Origin of the sequence: Bradyrhizobium sp. AUGA SZCCT0169 (genome assembly GCF_018130085.1) — a bacterium.
In the GTDB taxonomy this organism is placed as follows: Bacteria; Pseudomonadota; Alphaproteobacteria; order Rhizobiales; family Xanthobacteraceae; genus Bradyrhizobium.
The window spans coordinates 23,718-38,371 of sequence record NZ_JAFCMC010000010.1 but is presented as its reverse complement, the minus strand read 5'-3'; the positions used below and the strand labels follow the sequence as shown (position 1 = coordinate 38,371).

The following is a 14,654-nucleotide window of genomic DNA, read 5'->3' as shown; positions in this document are numbered from 1 at the left end:
CCCGGTCAACGTCGAAAGAAAAACAGCAAACGCAAGGAGACGCGCATGGCCAGACTACCCCTGATCGATCCGGAGAAGACCAGCGGCGACATCCGCACGGCTTTCGACCGGATGCCGGTCAAGCTCAACATCTTCCGGATGCTGGCGCATGCCGAGACCAACTTCATTCCGGCGATGCGGTTCGCCAACTCCATCCTGCATAAGCAGAAGCTCAGCCACGTCAATCGCGAGTTGCTGATCCTGCAGGCCGCGCAGCGGGAAGGCGGCGCCTATGAGTGGCGCCAGCATGTCCCGATCGCGCTCGGCGTCGGCGTCACGCAGCCGCAGATCGACTGCCTCGAACAGGGCAATTACGCCGACGCCGCGTTCAATGCAGCCGAACAGGCGCTGCTGGCTTTCGGTCGGCAAGTGGTCGACAATGTGCGTGTGCCTGAGCCGGTATTTGGCGGGATGCGCGCGCATTTCTCCGAGCAGGAGATCGTCGAATCGATCATGACGATCGGCTTCTACATGATGATGGCGCGCCTCACCGAGGCGACCGAGACCGACCTCGATCCCGCCGCCGGTATGACCGTCTTCGAAGGCGGCAAACGGCGCAGCTGAAGTCAGCGCAAGTGCCGCTGCCGGAAAAGGTGACCATCTGCCGATTGACCCTACCGCCGCTTGAGGCGATGGTTGCTGCTGTATTAGATTGGCAGGAAACGGAGCGGTCGCGATGAGCGAGTTGCCGGAGAAGGGGGCTGCGCGATCCCTGAGCGAGATCGCCAGCTACCATGCCCATATCTATTACGATCCGGCGGCGACGCGAGGCGAAGCCGAGCAGTTGCGCGGCTGGATTGGCGAGCGCTTTTCGGTGACGATCGGCCGCTGGCACGACGTCAAGGTCGGTCCCCACGATCAGGCGATGTATCAGGTGGCCTTTGCCAAAGAGGTGTTCCCTGAACTGGTGCCCTGGCTGATGCTCAATCATGGCAGGCTGAGCGTTCTGGTCCATCCGAACACGACGAATCCGCGCCGCGACCATCTTGCCGATCCGATCTGGATCGGGCCCCCGCTATCAGTGCATGCGGACAAGCTGCCGGACCATTCCGAGCTGGAACAGGCGCCGGCGCCGAATACCAGCCCGACGATCCGGCCCTGAGCATGCCTCCATTATTGTCACACCCGGAACCGGCGGCTGTTTACCAAGATTGCCCGGGTCGCCGCGAATTCGATGGATGACCCTAGCCGCGGTCCGGTGTCTCGATTATGCCTTACTTTGAATTGCATTATATTTGGGCTTATTCGGTGAATCCCTTGCGGAATCAGGTCTGATTCCGAAGCGCCGAGCCGGGGACGGATGGATTACAGGACCACGAGCACGACCGGGCCTGCTTTGAGCCGCGGTTTTCCATTGGTCGGCAAGGCCGCCTTGGCCGCTGCCTTGCTCGTGGTGACGTCGGCGCTGGCCGCCTGGTCGATGAATGTTGATCTCGTTGCCTGGCTACGAAATCCGCAAGCCGCCAACAGCGCCGGTACATTCTCTTTCGATGACAGGTTCGGATCGGGATCGGCGCGCAACGCGTCGTCGATCAGGTATCCCTCGCGTCCCGTCTTCCGTCCGGCGCGAACGGATTTCGACGCCGAGTTCGGTCACATCGAAAGCCAGCTGGCCGAGCTATTGCCGGACACGCAGGTCGACCAGCCCGCAGCGCCAGCCGGACCTGCGATTCCGCTGCCGAAGTCACGGCCGGCCGAAGCCAGTCTGGCGCTGCGGGTTGATCCGCCGCCTCCGCCGGCGCGGTCGGACGACCGGACCATGTTCCAGAAGCTGGCCGATATGGTGCCGATGCGCTTTACGCTGGCGTCGCTAACGCCGGGCGACGGCTTGTTCGTCAAGAAGCCGGATCTCAGCGCGCTCGGTTATGACAGCACGACCGCCGTCTACGACATCTCGGCGCGGACCGTTTATATGCCGAACGGCGTCAAGCTCGAGGCGCATTCAGGCCTCGGCGGCCTGATGGATAACCCAGCCTCGGTCGCCATGCGCATGGTCGGGGCGACGCCGCCGAACGTCTATGATCTGAAACCGCGAGAGAAGCTGTTTCATGGTGTCGCGGCGCTTCGCATGACGCCGGTGGGGGATGCCGACACGCTCGGACGAACCGGATTGCTGGTGCACTCCTATCTGCTCGGGCCCAATGGCGATTCCAACGGCTGCGTCTCGATCAAGGAATACGACAAGTTCCTGCAGGCCTATCGAAACGGGCAGGTCAAGCGCCTCGTCGTGGTGCCGAGCCTGAACGAGGGACTGACCGCGTCGCGGCGTTCGACGTCGCCATCATGACTGCGAACAGCGTCTCCAATTCCGACACGCCGCTGCGGGCCACGTTCAAGATCAGTTTGAACGGCAAGACGGTATCGATCGGTACCGTCGGCCAGGCCTATCAGTTTATCACCAATCTCAGCTCGGTCGAATGGATCGAGTTCAAGTCGTTGCACGCCGATGCGGTCCGTACGCTGCAAGGCGCCGCTGAAGATGCGATGCTGACGGTGCAGGCGACCGCCGCATTGCGCGCGCTGTTCGTCCGCGCCAAGCTGCTTTGACGATGTAGTCCCATAAGAGCTATCATTTTCGTTGGGCCATCTCGCGGCGTGGCCAGTCATTTCAGATCGATTTTTCAAGGATGGCAGCTGCATGAGTCTGGGTGACATTCGCAATCTCGACTACACCATTCTGCTGTGTTCGAAGATGCAGGAGACCAAGCAATTCTATCTCGACGTGATGGGCTTTCCGCTCGCTCACGACAGTGAGAACTGGGTCAGCTTTCAGGTCGGCTCCGCGCTGCTCACCTTGAGGCCGCGCGGTCCTTGGGCTGCGTGGCACGATGGTCCGTTTCCCCCCGGCTCGGCCGCGGTCCAGCTCGCCTTCCGGGTTGCGCCGCATCTGATCGATTCCTGTTATGCGACGTTGCAATCCAGGGGGGTGACAATCCTGAGCCCGCCCCGGGATATACCGAGCTGGCACCATCGCGCGCTGTTCTTCCGCGACCCCGAGGATAACGTCATCGAACTCTACGCCGAGGTTTAGGTGCGAGGGGAAGCGCCCTAGCTGATTTCCTTGCGTACGATCGCAGCCGCCTCGCACATCGCCTTCAGCTTTCCGAATGCGACGTGGCGCGGCATGTATTTCATGCCGCAATCGGGCGCCACCACCAGACGTTCGGCCGCGACATGCTTGAGGCCGTTGCGGATGCGATCCGCGACGATGGCGGCGGTCTCGATCTCGGGATTACCCAGATCAAGCACGCCCAGCATGATCTTCTTCGATGAGAGATCCTTGAGTACGCCGAGATCGAGCTTCGGCTGCGCGGCCTCGATCGAAATCTGTTCGGCGCTGGTGTCGGCGAGTTCGGCCAGGAATGAGTAACCCGCCGGCTTGGTCGAACCCGGCACGACCGCGGCATAGCCGAAGCACAGATGCACGACCGTCGGCACAGTGATGCCGGCCAATGCGCGGTTGATGGCCTTGACGGCATAGCGCCTTGCGAGGTCCGGATTGTTGCGCACCCAGGGCTCGTCGAGCTGGATCACGTCGGCGCCGGCCTTTTGCAGATCCAGCGCTTCGGCGTTGACGGCCTCCGCAAACGCCATCGCGAGTTCTTCGTCGTCCTTGTAGAACTCGTTCCTGGCTTGCTGGCTCATCGTGAACGGGCCGGGCAGGGTGATCTTGGCCGCGCGGTCGGTATTCCTGCGCAGGAATTCCATGTCGTGGAGCTCGACCGGGCCCTTGCGCTTCACCGGGCCGACCACGCGCGGCACCGGCGTCTGTTGCCCGCTGCGCGAGGTGATCATGTCAGGCTTTTCGTCGTCGATGCCGTCGAGCGCGGTCGCAAACCGGTTGGAATAGCTTTCGCGGCGGATTTCGCCGTCGGTGACGATGTCGATGCCGGCGCGCTCCATGTCGCGGATAGCCACGATGGTGGCGTCGTCCTGCGCTTCCTGCAGATGCTCCGGCGGCAGCCGCCACATCGCATGCATGCGCGTGCGCGGCACCACCTTCGACAGCATCGCACGGTCCACCAGCCATTCCGGCTGCGGATAGCTTCCGACCACGGTGGTCGGCAGCAAATGCGTTGGCAGGTTCATCACGGTATCCTTGCTCTTGTTGCTATCGTCGACGGCGTTTTCAGGCGAAGCGGCGTGAAGAAAGCGCGTCAAAACATCTGGTCATCGATCGACACGCCGCCGCTGCCGTCGCGGTCGGCGAACGTGGGCAGGGTCGCGGAGGCGGGGTTTTACTTCGCCGTTTTCGCGATTTTTTGTTCGAGGTGACCGGTTTCGTAATCCCGGCGAAGCTGGCTCAGCGAGGTCTCGTTGAGCTGAAGCAAGACGTCGCTCAGCTTCTCGGTTGCCGGATAACCGGCGGCGAATCCCTGTCCGTAAATCTTGCGAAACGTGCCAACCAGCGTGGCGCCGTGCTTGTGGCTGATTTCGCCATCGTGGTTGCGGTGGCGATTGTCGAGGCTTGCCTTGCTCATGCCGCTCTCCCTTTGCCCAGGGTCGACAGCATCCTCCCGCCGGGACCAAAGGGCAACCAATCACTTGGCCGCTCTCCTGGACCGCTCCATTGGGCGGGGCCGCGCCTTGGGACCGGTTGGTACGCAGTCGAGCAGGAATTCCGGGTGGAAGCGGGCGCCTTCTTCGCCGGCGCGGGCCGGCCGCGGAACCTCGCTCGGTGCCGAGGGTGCGACATCACATTCAGTAGTGACAAGCTCCCGGCCTTCGGGTAGATATTTCGCATGCGAACTAAATTCCCAGGAGCGGGTCCGCAAGTGACCTCCCGCCCGGACCGCCGGCTGGTCTTCCTGCTCAACGTCGCGCAGCGGCGGCTGCAGCGATGGGTCGCCACGAAGACAGGGAGGAACGGGGTGACGGCCGCGCAATCCGGCTTGCTCTTTATCCTCGGTCAACACGACGGGGCCCTGATGGGCGAGGCGGGTGCGGCGCTGGACCTCGGTCCGCCCGGCATCAGTGGCCTGGTGGACCGGATGACGGCGGCTCGCCTGATCGAGCGGCGCGCCGATCCGGCTGACGGCCGCGCGTGGCGGCTTTGGCTGACGCCGGTCGGGCGCGTGGCGCTGGCGCAATCGAAGGCCGGGCTTGCCGAAATCAACGCACGCCTCGCCGAGGGATTCACCGACGCCGAAATCGAAATCGTCGCGCGCTGGCTCACCAGTTTTCAAACCAGGTTTCCAAGAGGAGAAGTGCAGTGACCGAACACATCAAAATCGAAAACGACGGCGGCATCCTGATTCTGACGATGGCGCGACCCGACAAGAAGAACGCGCTGACAAACGCGATGTACGGCGCGCTGGCGGACGCGATCCAGGGTGCGGAGAACGATCCCGCCGTCCGCGTGGTCCTGATCCGGGGCGAAGGCGACATGTTCACTGCCGGCAACGACGTCGGCGAGTTCGCGGCGATTGCCACCGGCCAGATGCAGGGCGAGCGCCACGTCAGCCGCTTCCTGAAATCGCTCGCACAATCCAGCCGCCCGCTGGTTGCCGCGGTCCACGGACGCGCCGTCGGCGTCGGGACCACGATGCTGCTGCATTGCGATCTCGTGGTGCTGGCCGAGAACGCGCTGCTTTCAACGCCGTTCGTCAATCTGGCACTGGTGCCGGAAGCCGCCTCCAGCCTGCTGATGCCGCTTCGGATCGGTTATGCGCGCGCCTTTGAGATGTTTGCGCTTGGTGAGGCCGTCGATGCCGCCTCTGCGCTGGCCTGGGGCATCGCCAATCGCGTCGTGCCGCTGGACCGGCTCGATGCCGAGGCAAAGGCGCTTGCGGGACGTCTCGCCAGGCAACCGGCCGGTGCCGTCAGCACGACCAAGCGGCTGATGCGCAATCCCGAGATGTTGATGGCGCAGATACTGGCAGAGAGTGAACGGTTCGCGGAACGGTTGAAGACGATGGAGGCGCGCGAAGCCTTCACGGCATTCGCCGAGCGCCGCCCGCCGGATTTCTCAAAGCTTGCGGCAACTTGACCCTATCGGACGCCCCCGCTACCTGTTTTCCATGGCTGGCATCCTGTGTGGCGATGCACCCGAACGGTGCATCGCCCGTGATCATCCCACATCGTTGCATAGGGAGGAGGGACGCCGGATAGTGCCCGGGGGAACCAATGAACAATAATAACGACGCTTCCGAATTCGATTACGTCATCGTCGGTGCCGGCTCGGCCGGCTGCGTGCTCGCCAATCGGCTGAGCGCGAACGGCAAGCATTCGGTGTTGCTGCTGGAGGCCGGACCAAAGGACAGCAATCTCTGGATCCACGTGCCGCTCGGCTACGGCAAGCTGTTCAAGGAAAAATCCGTCAACTGGATGTACCAGACCGAGCCCGAGCCGGGCTTGAACGGCCGGCAGGTGTTTCAGCCGCGTGGCAAGGTGCTGGGTGGCTCGAGCTCGATCAATGGTCTGCTCTATGTGCGCGGCCAGCATGAGGATTACGATCGCTGGCGCCAGCGCGGCAATGCCGGCTGGGGCTATGACGACGTGCTGCCCTATTTCAAGAAGGCCGAAAATCAACAACGCGGCGGCGACAAGTATCACGGCGCGGACGGCCCGCTGCCGGTGTCGGACTGGCGGCATCACGATCCCTTGTCGGAGGCTTTCGTTGTCGCGGCCGCCGAAGTCGGCATTCCGACCAATCCGGATTTCAACGGTGCGACCCAGGAAGGCGCCGGATTTTTCCAGACCACGACGCGGCGCGGCCGCCGCGCCAGTTCGGCGTTCTCCTATCTTCGTCCCGCGAAGAACCGCAGCAATCTGCACATCGAAACCTCGGCGCTGGCGCAGCGCATTTTGTTCGAAGGTCGCCGCGCCAAAGCGGTCGAGTACAAGCAGGAAGGCCGCGTGCGCATTGCACGGGTGCGCAAGGAAATCCTGGTCTCCAGCGGCGCATACAATTCGCCGCAATTGCTGCAGCTCTCCGGCGTCGGGCCAGCGGACCTCCTGAAGAGCCACGGCATCGAGGTGGTGCTCGACGCGCAAGGCGTCGGCAACGATCTGCAGGATCATTTGCAGGTCCGGCTGGTGACGCGTTGCGCCCAATCCATCACGCTGAACGACATCGTCAACAACCCGGTTCGGCGGGTGATGGCCGGTCTGCAATATGCGGCGTTCCGCAAGGGCGCGCTGACGATCGCGGCCGGCACCTCGGGCGCGTTCTTCAAGACCAATCCGCGGCTGGCCTCGCCCGACATCCAGATTCACTTCCTGCCGTTCTCGACCGACAAGATGGGCGAGAAGCTGCATGCGCAATCGGGCTTCACGGCCTCGGTATGCCAGCTGCGTCCCGAAAGCCGCGGCTCGCTGCGCATCAAGAGCGCGGACCCGAGCGTGGCGCCGGAAATCCGTATCAATTATCTCGCAACCGAAACCGACCGCCGCGCCTTCATCGACGGCATCAGGATATTGCGCAAGATTCTCGCGGCGCCGGCGCTCAAGCCATTTGCGGTCGGCGAGGTCGATCCCGGCCCGAAAGTCGCGAGCGACGACGAGTTGCTGGATTTCTGCCGCCGCACCGGCAGCACGGTCTATCATCCGACCTCGACCTGCCGGATGGGCAACGATCCGCTGGCCGTGGTCGATCAGCGCTTGCGCGTGCGCGGCATCGAGGGCCTGCGCGTGGTCGATGCCTCCATCATGCCGGACCTGATGTCCGGCAATACCAACGCGCCGACCATCATGATCGCCGAAAAGGCCTCCGACATGATTTTGGAGGATGCGCGGTAGCCTATTCGGTTCTGCATTCCGACTGAGGCAGCCCCGGCAAACACCACTGTCATCATCCGCGTAGGCGGATGATCCAGTACGCCGTGACGTCTCGGTTCTCGCGCGGGCTGGTGGTTACTTGATGCCCGCCTTCGCGGGCATGACAATTACCCCTTATACGCCCGCACCCGCTTGATCATCTGCTCGACATGCGCGATCGGCGTTTCTGGCTGGATGCCGTGGCCGAGATTGAAGATCAGCCGGCCGCTGGCGTAATTCGCCAGCACGTCGTCGACCGCGCGATCGAGCGCCGCACCGCCGGCGATCAGCGCCAGCGGATCGAGATTGCCCTGCACGGCGACGCGGTTCTGAACGCGCTCGCGGATCAATGACGGCTCGGCCGCCCAGTCGATGCTGACGGCATTGACGGCGGTCGCCTCGACGTAAGCGGGCAGCATTGCACCTGCGCCGCGGGGAAAGCCGATGATCTTGGCATCGGGCACTTGCGCGCGCACGCCCGCGACGATGCGTTTGGCGGGCTCGATCGACCAGCGCTGGAATTCGCGCGGCGGCAGCACGCCGGCCCAGGTGTCGAAAATCTGCAGCACGTCGGCGCCGGCCTTGAGCTGGCCGAGCAAATACTGGATCGAATTCTCGACCAGCACGTCGATGATCTTCGAAAACGCCTGGGGATGGCGATAGGCCATCATCCGGGCCGGCGCCTGGTCCGGCGTGCCCTGGCCTGCGACCATGTAGGTCGCCACCGTCCACGGCGCGCCGCAGAAGCCGATCAGCGCGATGTTGGGATCGAGCTCGCGGCGAACGCGGCGCAGCGCCTCATACACCGGTTCGAGTTTGCTGAAGTCGGCCTGCGTGGCCAGGCTCGTCGCCTGCTCCGGCGTATCCAGGGGGTCGAGCCGCGGGCCTTCGCCGGCCTCGAAGCGTACGGAACGGCCGAGCGCGTAGGGGATGACGAGAATGTCGGAAAAGATGATCGCGGCATCGAAGTTGAAACGGCGGATCGGCTGCAGCGTCACCTCGGCGGCGTATTCCGGCGTGAAGCACAGATCGAGAAAGCCGCCGGCCTTGGCGCGCAGCTCGCGATACTCGGGCAGATAACGCCCGGCCTGCCGCATCATCCAGACCGGCGGCACCGGCTGACGGTGGCCGGACAATACGTCGAGAAACGGTTTGATTGTTGGAGAGGAGGTCAAACGTTGGTTCCAGCCATGTATCGGGTAAGAGACGCCGTTCCTGATACACGCCAGTTGAGGCTTGGCCAAGCGTTTGATGGCTATCGCTATTCAATCGATGGTTATCGAGAAGCGCCGGATTCCCCAATCCGGTTCAACCTTCAGAGAGGATTGCTAGTTTACCAGCACGGCTCCGTCGCAGCGGATTCCAAGCACCCAGACGTCGGCCTGTCCGATACCCACACCGAGCGTCGCAAGCACCGAGGCCAGCAATTGATCGATCGAACCGGTCGCACCGCCAAGGATGCCGCTGACCGTCGAACCGAGTCCGGGAACGGGAAGTCCTAACGGGCCCACATTCACGGACAGCGACAGATCCCCAAGCAGGCTCGATGTGAGGGATGAAGTGAAGTTCGTGGTCGTCACCGTCCGTTTGACCTGGGATTGGATGTCCGAGTAGCTGAAGTCGACGCTCTTGGCGGTCGTGTTGCCCATCCCGGCGTGGGCGCGACCGGTGACTGTCACTCCACCCAGATTGACCAGCGTGGCTGCGGGCGGGTTCGGCTTGCTTGTGAAGTTCTTCAGCTCGGCTGTCGTCACGTTGCCGATCCATGCATCGACGATTCCGGGCGTTACGCCGAGCGTGACGGTCGATGTGTTGATATTCGGGCGTCCGCAGTTCAGGGCGTTGAGCGTGGCCGTGCCGGACGCTATTTCGACGTACAGCGGCAAATTGACCACGGGAACAGCGCCGCTGCCGACCAATTGGACCGACAGCAGAATGCGGGTCTGCGCGGTATGCACGCTGGCGCCTTTGGTACCAAGTGCAATCCATCCGGAGCCGACCGGCCGCTCACCGATGGTCGCGGTGAGGGAGGCGCTGGCGATGCCCGGCAAACCGAGATTGACGGAAGTTGCGATCTGGTTTGTGCCATTTGCGACCTGGCCCGTGGCTGACACCAGATCAAGCGCCGACACGCCGACGCCAACCTTGGCTTTCTGTCCCGTAGGGAGATTGGCATACGGACCGACGTCGATCAGTGATCCCGGCTTGATTTTTGTCGTGCTGCTGGAGACGGCTTGCGAGATCGTCGATAACGCAGCTGTCGCGGCGTTCGCTCCATTGGCGGTCTGCTGGGTGGTCAATGCCGCCGCGATGATGTCGGCGACTTTAACGTTGCTGGTGAGCACGCTGTCGTAGGTGGCGCCGGTCAGGTTGATGCGTGTCGCCAACGCGGAGAGAAAATCCAGCGCGTCGATGCGAGCGCTGATGAGGGCTTCATAGTCCATCACCGATAGCGACAGATTGGTTCCGAGGGTCGCGCCGAGCATGGCGTTGATCAATCCGTTATTCACCGATGCCAATCTCGAGCCGATGGCAAACGACGCGATGGCGGTCGACGACGCGGTGGCTGAAGTCTTTATCGTGAACTGGTTGGTGCCGGTGAAGACGCGTGCAAAGTACAGCGGCGTCTGGGTGTTCAAGGTTACGCGTGCTGCATTCGCGGTGCCGGCCCCCGGTGTCACGAAGCGGGTCTGCGGCGAAACGGTGCTGTTGGCAGTGTATGTTCCGAGTTCGAGCTTTACCATCGAGCTTGCGGGATAGTTGTTTTTCACGACCGTCGCCGTCGCAGCGTTCACCGCATTGGAAAGATTGCTGGCAGCAACAATGGCAGCGAGGTCGGCGGTGCTCTGGGTCTTGCGCCGGTCAGCGAAGATCGTTCCAAGATCAACCGCAAGCGCGGTGCATCCGATCACCAGGACCATCAGGCCGGCACCCATGATGGCTATGTTGCCCCGCTCGTCGGCGCGAAACCGCCGGAATATCGGCTTCGTTATCAAGTCAGAACCCTCCATTTGGGATCGCCGCGGAGCGGACGATCGTGGATGGCGGGGCAGGAACGAACGGCAATTGATAGATGAAGCTACGCGACGCGTCATAGTTTACCGTGACGACGTATACGTTGGCGTCGCCGGCCGATGCAGCGGCATTGACGGAGAGCGCATTCCCCGTAAGCAGTGGATAGGTCGATGCATTGGCGGTGACGTAACTCGCGGCGAGACTCCTTCGCTCGCTATCATTCATCCCCGCAATGGACGAACGGGCGGCTTCGGCGGCCAGCTGCTGTACGCCGTGGACCATGGCCAGATAGGCGCCAAATACGACTATTCCGAATACCAGCAACAGAAACACCGGCGCCAGTATCGCAAACTCGATCGCAGATACGCCACGGCAGCAACGAACCAGTTTACGCATCACCTGTACCTCACGATGCTGATTTTCGTTCAGCATCTCAGGGATGGGTGAACACGCGCTATAAAACTTCTTCTGAGAATTGGAGCGGTTGATCCATTGCTGTGAGACCTCAGCTTTTTATGGGTCCATCAATGCGCGCAATGCTGCGGCGGATGCCCCGATCGAAAGGACGCGCCCGGACAAATACGGGATATGCACCCTAGCGGTCACATGGAATGTGTTTTCCTGTTGGATAGTAAACATATTGGCGTACAACCGCCTGCAATACCAATATTGATTCTTATTGATCCCGGGGGCGGGGGCCATTAGTGCGGTTGTGGAGGACCGTTTTGACGCACCGACAAAATTTTCACATGCATATTCCAATCGAGATCATTCGTACCGTCGTCGCCATATCAGAGACCAGAAGCCTGTCCAAAGCAGGTGAGCGGCTGGGATTGAGCCAGCCGGCGATAAGCTCGCAGGTGAAACGGCTGCAAAGCATGATCGGCGGCTCGTTGTTTGTGAAGACGGCCAATGGGACGACGACCACCGAGCTTGGCAAGCTTGCTTTGCACCATGCGCGACGAATTCTCGAAGCGAACGATCAGATGTTGCGGCTCGGTGGTAACACTATCGGTCCGAAACCACTGCGGCTCGGACTAAGTACTCTGTTCGTCCCGGAGTTCGTCAAGCATCAAACGCAGCAATCAATGGCCAACATCATGATCCACACGGATCATTCGACGGCGATCGGGAAGGGATTGACCGACGGCTATATCGACATGGCCTGCATTTATGAGAATGAGGCGATCAAGGCCGAGGTCGAAGAGCTGGTCATCAATGAATGCGAAGATCCGATGCTCTGGGTACGTTCGAAAGACTTTGTGCTCAGTCCCGGTGCGCCGATCCCGCTGCTGACATGGCCCGGTGACGATTCGATGATACGGACGATGGTGAAGCAGGGGCTTTCCTACAGGATTGTTTTCAATAGCCCCGATTTTCATGCGAAGCTGGCGGCGCTAAGGGCGGGCATCGGCATTACCGCAATTCCCAGACGCATGATTCCGCCAGACCTGGTTTACGCAAAGGAATACTATTTGCCGCCGCTGCCTCCCGTCAAAGGGTTGCTTTGCGCGAAGTTGGAGCTGGACAACGATCATGCTCGGGTCGTCATGAAGCAGCTGTCCGCGCTGTTTTTCGGTGGCGTCGCAGGAAGCGGCGGCCAGGCTGAAAGCTAGTGGTTTTCTGAAGCGGGTTCTTATGGCCGCAGCGCCGACACTCCCACATTCGCGGAGTCTGGCGAGCGGAACTCGGTATCATTCTCATCTGGCATTTGGAGCAAAGGGGCGGGGAGCGGCTCTTCAGGGGCGGACATATCAGCGCAATCTCGGGATTTCCCTGTATCGCAACCGCTGCACCCGGCATATGACGGAATCCGGCGCAAGTTCCGCTTGCTGGAACGTTTTTTCGGCATGAGCAAAGCGGAACTGCGGCCAATCGCCGATGTTGTATTCCCATGGAGGACGACATGGCTGAGAAATTCAATCCCGCGGCGCATGACAAGCACGCCGATGACCCCCGTGAGGCGCTGTTGGCCGATCGGGAAATGCACGAAAAGCTCGATGCCGGGCTGGAGGGCAGTTTCCCCGCCTCCGACCCCGCCAGCGCCGCGCAACCGGCGCCGTCGAAACATGACGGCGATCGCGCCAACGAAACGCTGTGGGACAAGGTACTCGCGGTTTTCCGCTAGCACTTATTGGCGGGTGATGTGATGAAGACTGAATTCAACCACGCCGCCAACAACTCGCCGCGTAGCGGCAGTTCGAAGCAAGCCGCGCCGGTGGTCTGGGCCGCGATCGTGGCTGCCATGATCGCGCTCGCGATCTGGTTTGGCATGCACGCGTAGTGCAATTGCAGCGTGCGTGATTGCGCCGGAACGATTCATATCACCCCGAATTGCTCCCAGATAACTCACAGAGATAAATCCACAGAGAGGAACATGCGATGATCAAGCATCTTGTAATGGCTGCCGTCGCGGTAGCCGGAATTTCCTTCGTTCAGCCGGTGAGTGCGCAGGATGTCGGCGTCGGTGTCGGCGTTGGACCGGGAGGCGCTGGCGTTACCGTCGGCCGCGTCGACCGTGACCGCTATCGCGACCGTGAGGTGATCCGCGAGCGTGAGTACCGTGATCGCGACGAGACCGTCGTGATCAAGCGCAAGCGCGATTACGACCCCGACCGCAAGGTCATCATCGAGCGCGAACGGTATTAAGCAGCGTTGGTTTTTATTGACCAGCGTTGAGTTTGACGAAACGGCCTCCCTGGCGGGGGCCGTTTCCATTTGTTGTCTCAATAATGCGGCGGCCGTTCGTTGACCGGACCGGTGATGTTGCTTTCGGCGTCCTGCAGCCGCTCCTTCAGCTCCGCGAGTTGGCGCGTCAGGGCGTCGATCTGCTTCCACTGTTCGGTAATGGTCTGGTTCAGCGTCTCGATGGTTACGTCTTGAAACGTCAGCCGCATCTCCAGCGCGTCGATGCGCTCGCCAAATGCATTGGCTTCACTCATGAGAGCCCTCGCTGATCTGCCGTTCCTGCAAGCCATGCCCAAGCGCTACGCGCTCGTCGAACACGAAGCATTCGCCGCGCCAGCGGCTTTGTTCTTTCGGCACGCCTTCCAGGTAACGAAGAATGCCGCCCTTGAGGTGATAGACTTCGCTAAATCCTTGCGCCAGCAAATAGGCGCTGGCCTTTTCGCAGCGAATGCCGCCGGTGCAGAACATCGCGATCCTGCGGTGCTTGGCGGGATCCAGCTGCCGCGCGGCAAAATCCTTGAACTGCCCAAAACTCCTGATGCCGGGATCGAGCGCGCCTTCGAACGTCCCCATCGCGACCTCGAAGGCGTTGCGGGTGTCGATCACGAGGGTATCGGGCGCTGATATCAGCGCGTTCCAGTCGGCCGGCTCCACATAGGTGCCGACCTGCCGGGTCGGGTCGGCAATCGCGTCGCCCAGCGTGACGATTTCCTTCTTGAGCCGGATCTTCAGCCGCGCAAATGGCATCGTGGCGGCTTGGGAGAATTTGAGTTCGAGATTGTCGAGCCGGCCGCCGAGCAGGGCGCCTGCTTGCAACTCCTCGACCAGAGCGTCGATAGCGGCAGGTTCGCCGGCGATCGTGCCGTTGATGCCCTCATGCGCCAGCAGCACGCTGCCTTTCAGCCCAAGGCCCGCGCAGAACGCGCGCAGGGGCTCGCGCAGTTCCCGGAAATCCGGCAGCGCGGCGAACTGATAGAAGGTGGCGACCTTGAGGGGCATCGCGACCGTGTATCAGGCGGGCAGCGAGTGGGAAACCCTGCAAAATCAGCCGCTACCCCCTGCGTTTGCCGGCCTGCCCTCGTGGTGAAATCTCTGGCATACCAGCCATTGCCCAATCCGGGATGAATATGCCAAGAACCCACGGTTAGCCCGCG

Annotated in this window: 19 protein-coding genes; 12 read left to right on the top strand and 7 right to left on the bottom strand. The window is 61.8% G+C overall.

From position 1 onward, the window contains the following. Positions 1-45 precede the first annotated feature (45 nt). From JQ609_RS14075 to JQ609_RS14055, 5 genes are all read left to right on the top strand, one after another. On the top strand, positions 46-603 hold the full coding sequence (locus JQ609_RS14075; RefSeq protein ID WP_212273845.1) for a carboxymuconolactone decarboxylase family protein: 558 nt from the start codon (positions 46-48) through the stop codon (positions 601-603). 112 nt (positions 604-715) lie between these two features. Further along, a complete protein-coding gene (locus JQ609_RS14070; RefSeq protein ID WP_212273844.1) occupies positions 716-1,141 on the top strand; it encodes a DOPA 4,5-dioxygenase family protein in 426 nt (141 codons plus the stop codon). Between the two features lie 198 nt (positions 1,142-1,339). Further along, complete coding sequence (locus JQ609_RS14065; protein ID WP_249127976.1) at positions 1,340-2,326, top strand: DUF2778 domain-containing protein; 987 nt, start codon at positions 1,340-1,342, stop codon at positions 2,324-2,326. Next, positions 2,323-2,586: a hypothetical protein gene (locus JQ609_RS14060; RefSeq protein WP_212273843.1), complete on the top strand. Its 264-nt coding sequence runs from the start codon at positions 2,323-2,325 to the stop codon at positions 2,584-2,586. Before JQ609_RS14065 ends, JQ609_RS14060 begins: the two co-directional genes overlap by 4 nt. 91 nt (positions 2,587-2,677) lie before the next feature. Beyond that, the gene (locus JQ609_RS14055) at positions 2,678-3,070 is read left to right on the top strand and encodes a VOC family protein (RefSeq protein ID WP_212209166.1); all 393 of its coding nucleotides are present in this window, start codon (positions 2,678-2,680) and stop codon (positions 3,068-3,070) included. A 17-nt stretch (positions 3,071-3,087) separates the two neighbouring features. Here JQ609_RS14055 and JQ609_RS14050 read toward each other — a convergent pair whose 3' ends face one another. Both JQ609_RS14050 and JQ609_RS14045 read right to left on the bottom strand, forming a co-directional pair. Then, positions 3,088-4,128 carry a uroporphyrinogen decarboxylase family protein gene (locus JQ609_RS14050; protein WP_212273842.1) on the bottom strand — a complete coding sequence of 347 codons (1,041 nt, stop codon included), beginning with the start codon at positions 4,126-4,128 and terminating at the stop codon, positions 3,088-3,090. Between the two features lie 149 nt (positions 4,129-4,277). After that, positions 4,278-4,520 carry a hypothetical protein gene (locus JQ609_RS14045; protein WP_212273841.1) on the bottom strand — a complete coding sequence of 81 codons (243 nt, stop codon included), beginning with the start codon at positions 4,518-4,520 and terminating at the stop codon, positions 4,278-4,280. Positions 4,521-4,781: 261 nt separating this feature from the next. On the opposite strand from JQ609_RS14045, the gene JQ609_RS14040 reads away from it, so the two are divergent. From JQ609_RS14040 to JQ609_RS14030, 3 genes are all read left to right on the top strand, one after another. Beyond that, the gene (locus JQ609_RS14040) at positions 4,782-5,255 is read left to right on the top strand and encodes a MarR family winged helix-turn-helix transcriptional regulator (RefSeq protein WP_212273840.1); all 474 of its coding nucleotides are present in this window, start codon (positions 4,782-4,784) and stop codon (positions 5,253-5,255) included. After that, a complete protein-coding gene (locus JQ609_RS14035) occupies positions 5,252-6,028 on the top strand; it encodes an enoyl-CoA hydratase (protein WP_212273839.1) in 777 nt (258 codons plus the stop codon). The genes JQ609_RS14040 and JQ609_RS14035 overlap by 4 nt, the downstream gene beginning before the upstream one ends. Positions 6,029-6,165: 137 nt before the next feature. Continuing rightward, positions 6,166-7,779 carry a GMC family oxidoreductase gene (locus JQ609_RS14030; protein WP_212273838.1) on the top strand — a complete coding sequence of 538 codons (1,614 nt, stop codon included), beginning with the start codon at positions 6,166-6,168 and terminating at the stop codon, positions 7,777-7,779. A 146-nt stretch (positions 7,780-7,925) separates the two neighbouring features. Here the strand turns inward: JQ609_RS14030 and hemE are convergent, their stop codons facing one another. The 3 genes from hemE to JQ609_RS14015 form a co-directional block, all read right to left on the bottom strand. Then, positions 7,926-8,972, bottom strand: coding sequence for a uroporphyrinogen decarboxylase (gene hemE / locus JQ609_RS14025; protein WP_212273837.1), 1,047 nt, complete (start codon positions 8,970-8,972; stop codon positions 7,926-7,928). A 153-nt stretch (positions 8,973-9,125) separates the two neighbouring features. Further along, the gene (locus tag JQ609_RS14020; protein WP_212273836.1) at positions 9,126-10,808 is read right to left on the bottom strand and encodes a pilus assembly protein TadG-related protein; all 1,683 of its coding nucleotides are present in this window, start codon (positions 10,806-10,808) and stop codon (positions 9,126-9,128) included. Then, positions 10,795-11,208: a TadE/TadG family type IV pilus assembly protein gene (locus JQ609_RS14015; protein WP_212273946.1), complete on the bottom strand. Its 414-nt coding sequence runs from the start codon at positions 11,206-11,208 to the stop codon at positions 10,795-10,797. Before JQ609_RS14015 ends, JQ609_RS14020 begins: the two co-directional genes overlap by 14 nt. 353 nt (positions 11,209-11,561) lie before the next feature. On the opposite strand from JQ609_RS14015, the gene JQ609_RS14010 reads away from it, so the two are divergent. From JQ609_RS14010 to JQ609_RS14000, 4 genes are all read left to right on the top strand, one after another. Further along, on the top strand, positions 11,562-12,428 hold the full coding sequence (locus JQ609_RS14010) for a LysR family transcriptional regulator (RefSeq protein ID WP_212273835.1): 867 nt from the start codon (positions 11,562-11,564) through the stop codon (positions 12,426-12,428). 290 nt (positions 12,429-12,718) lie between these two features. Next, complete coding sequence (locus JQ609_RS14005) at positions 12,719-12,940, top strand: hypothetical protein (protein ID WP_212209175.1); 222 nt, start codon at positions 12,719-12,721, stop codon at positions 12,938-12,940. 21 nt (positions 12,941-12,961) lie between these two features. Next, positions 12,962-13,096, top strand: coding sequence for a hypothetical protein (locus tag JQ609_RS35535; protein ID WP_283813718.1), 135 nt, complete (start codon positions 12,962-12,964; stop codon positions 13,094-13,096). Between the two features lie 98 nt (positions 13,097-13,194). Further along, positions 13,195-13,461, top strand: coding sequence for a hypothetical protein (locus JQ609_RS14000; protein WP_192738391.1), 267 nt, complete (start codon positions 13,195-13,197; stop codon positions 13,459-13,461). Between the two features lie 77 nt (positions 13,462-13,538). On the opposite strand, the gene JQ609_RS13995 is transcribed toward JQ609_RS14000, so the two are convergent. Continuing rightward, positions 13,539-13,754 (bottom strand): SlyX family protein, encoded by a 216-nt coding sequence (locus JQ609_RS13995; RefSeq protein ID WP_212273834.1) that lies wholly within the window; start codon positions 13,752-13,754, stop codon positions 13,539-13,541. After that, on the bottom strand, positions 13,747-14,499 hold the full coding sequence (locus tag JQ609_RS13990) for a rhodanese-related sulfurtransferase (protein ID WP_212209177.1): 753 nt from the start codon (positions 14,497-14,499) through the stop codon (positions 13,747-13,749). Before JQ609_RS13990 ends, JQ609_RS13995 begins: the two co-directional genes overlap by 8 nt. Positions 14,500-14,654 lie beyond the last annotated feature (155 nt).

What these genes read in the sequence shown, in the direction of transcription:
- JQ609_RS14075 (WP_212273845.1), top strand. Translation starts at nt 46, where the DNA reads ATGGCCAGACTACCCCTGATCGATCCGGAGAAGACCAGCGGCGACATC.
- JQ609_RS14070 (WP_212273844.1), top strand. Translation starts at nt 716, where the DNA reads ATGAGCGAGTTGCCGGAGAAGGGGGCTGCGCGATCCCTGAGCGAGATC.
- JQ609_RS14065 (WP_249127976.1), top strand. Translation starts at nt 1,340, where the DNA reads ATGGATTACAGGACCACGAGCACGACCGGGCCTGCTTTGAGCCGCGGT.
- JQ609_RS14060 (WP_212273843.1), top strand. Translation starts at nt 2,323, where the DNA reads ATGACTGCGAACAGCGTCTCCAATTCCGACACGCCGCTGCGGGCCACG.
- JQ609_RS14055 (WP_212209166.1), top strand. Translation starts at nt 2,678, where the DNA reads ATGAGTCTGGGTGACATTCGCAATCTCGACTACACCATTCTGCTGTGT.
- JQ609_RS14050 (WP_212273842.1), bottom strand. Translation starts at nt 4,128, where the DNA reads ATGAACCTGCCAACGCATTTGCTGCCGACCACCGTGGTCGGAAGCTAT.
- JQ609_RS14045 (WP_212273841.1), bottom strand. Translation starts at nt 4,520, where the DNA reads ATGAGCAAGGCAAGCCTCGACAATCGCCACCGCAACCACGATGGCGAA.
- JQ609_RS14040 (WP_212273840.1), top strand. Translation starts at nt 4,782, where the DNA reads ATGCGAACTAAATTCCCAGGAGCGGGTCCGCAAGTGACCTCCCGCCCG.
- JQ609_RS14030 (WP_212273838.1), top strand. Translation starts at nt 6,166, where the DNA reads ATGAACAATAATAACGACGCTTCCGAATTCGATTACGTCATCGTCGGT.
- JQ609_RS14020 (WP_212273836.1), bottom strand. Translation starts at nt 10,808, where the DNA reads ATGGAGGGTTCTGACTTGATAACGAAGCCGATATTCCGGCGGTTTCGC.
- JQ609_RS14015 (WP_212273946.1), bottom strand. Translation starts at nt 11,208, where the DNA reads ATGCGTAAACTGGTTCGTTGCTGCCGTGGCGTATCTGCGATCGAGTTT.
- JQ609_RS14010 (WP_212273835.1), top strand. Translation starts at nt 11,562, where the DNA reads ATGCATATTCCAATCGAGATCATTCGTACCGTCGTCGCCATATCAGAG.
- JQ609_RS14005 (WP_212209175.1), top strand. Translation starts at nt 12,719, where the DNA reads ATGGCTGAGAAATTCAATCCCGCGGCGCATGACAAGCACGCCGATGAC.
- JQ609_RS35535 (WP_283813718.1), top strand. Translation starts at nt 12,962, where the DNA reads ATGAAGACTGAATTCAACCACGCCGCCAACAACTCGCCGCGTAGCGGC.
- JQ609_RS14000 (WP_192738391.1), top strand. Translation starts at nt 13,195, where the DNA reads ATGATCAAGCATCTTGTAATGGCTGCCGTCGCGGTAGCCGGAATTTCC.
- JQ609_RS13995 (WP_212273834.1), bottom strand. Translation starts at nt 13,754, where the DNA reads ATGAGTGAAGCCAATGCATTTGGCGAGCGCATCGACGCGCTGGAGATG.
- JQ609_RS13990 (WP_212209177.1), bottom strand. Translation starts at nt 14,499, where the DNA reads ATGCCCCTCAAGGTCGCCACCTTCTATCAGTTCGCCGCGCTGCCGGAT.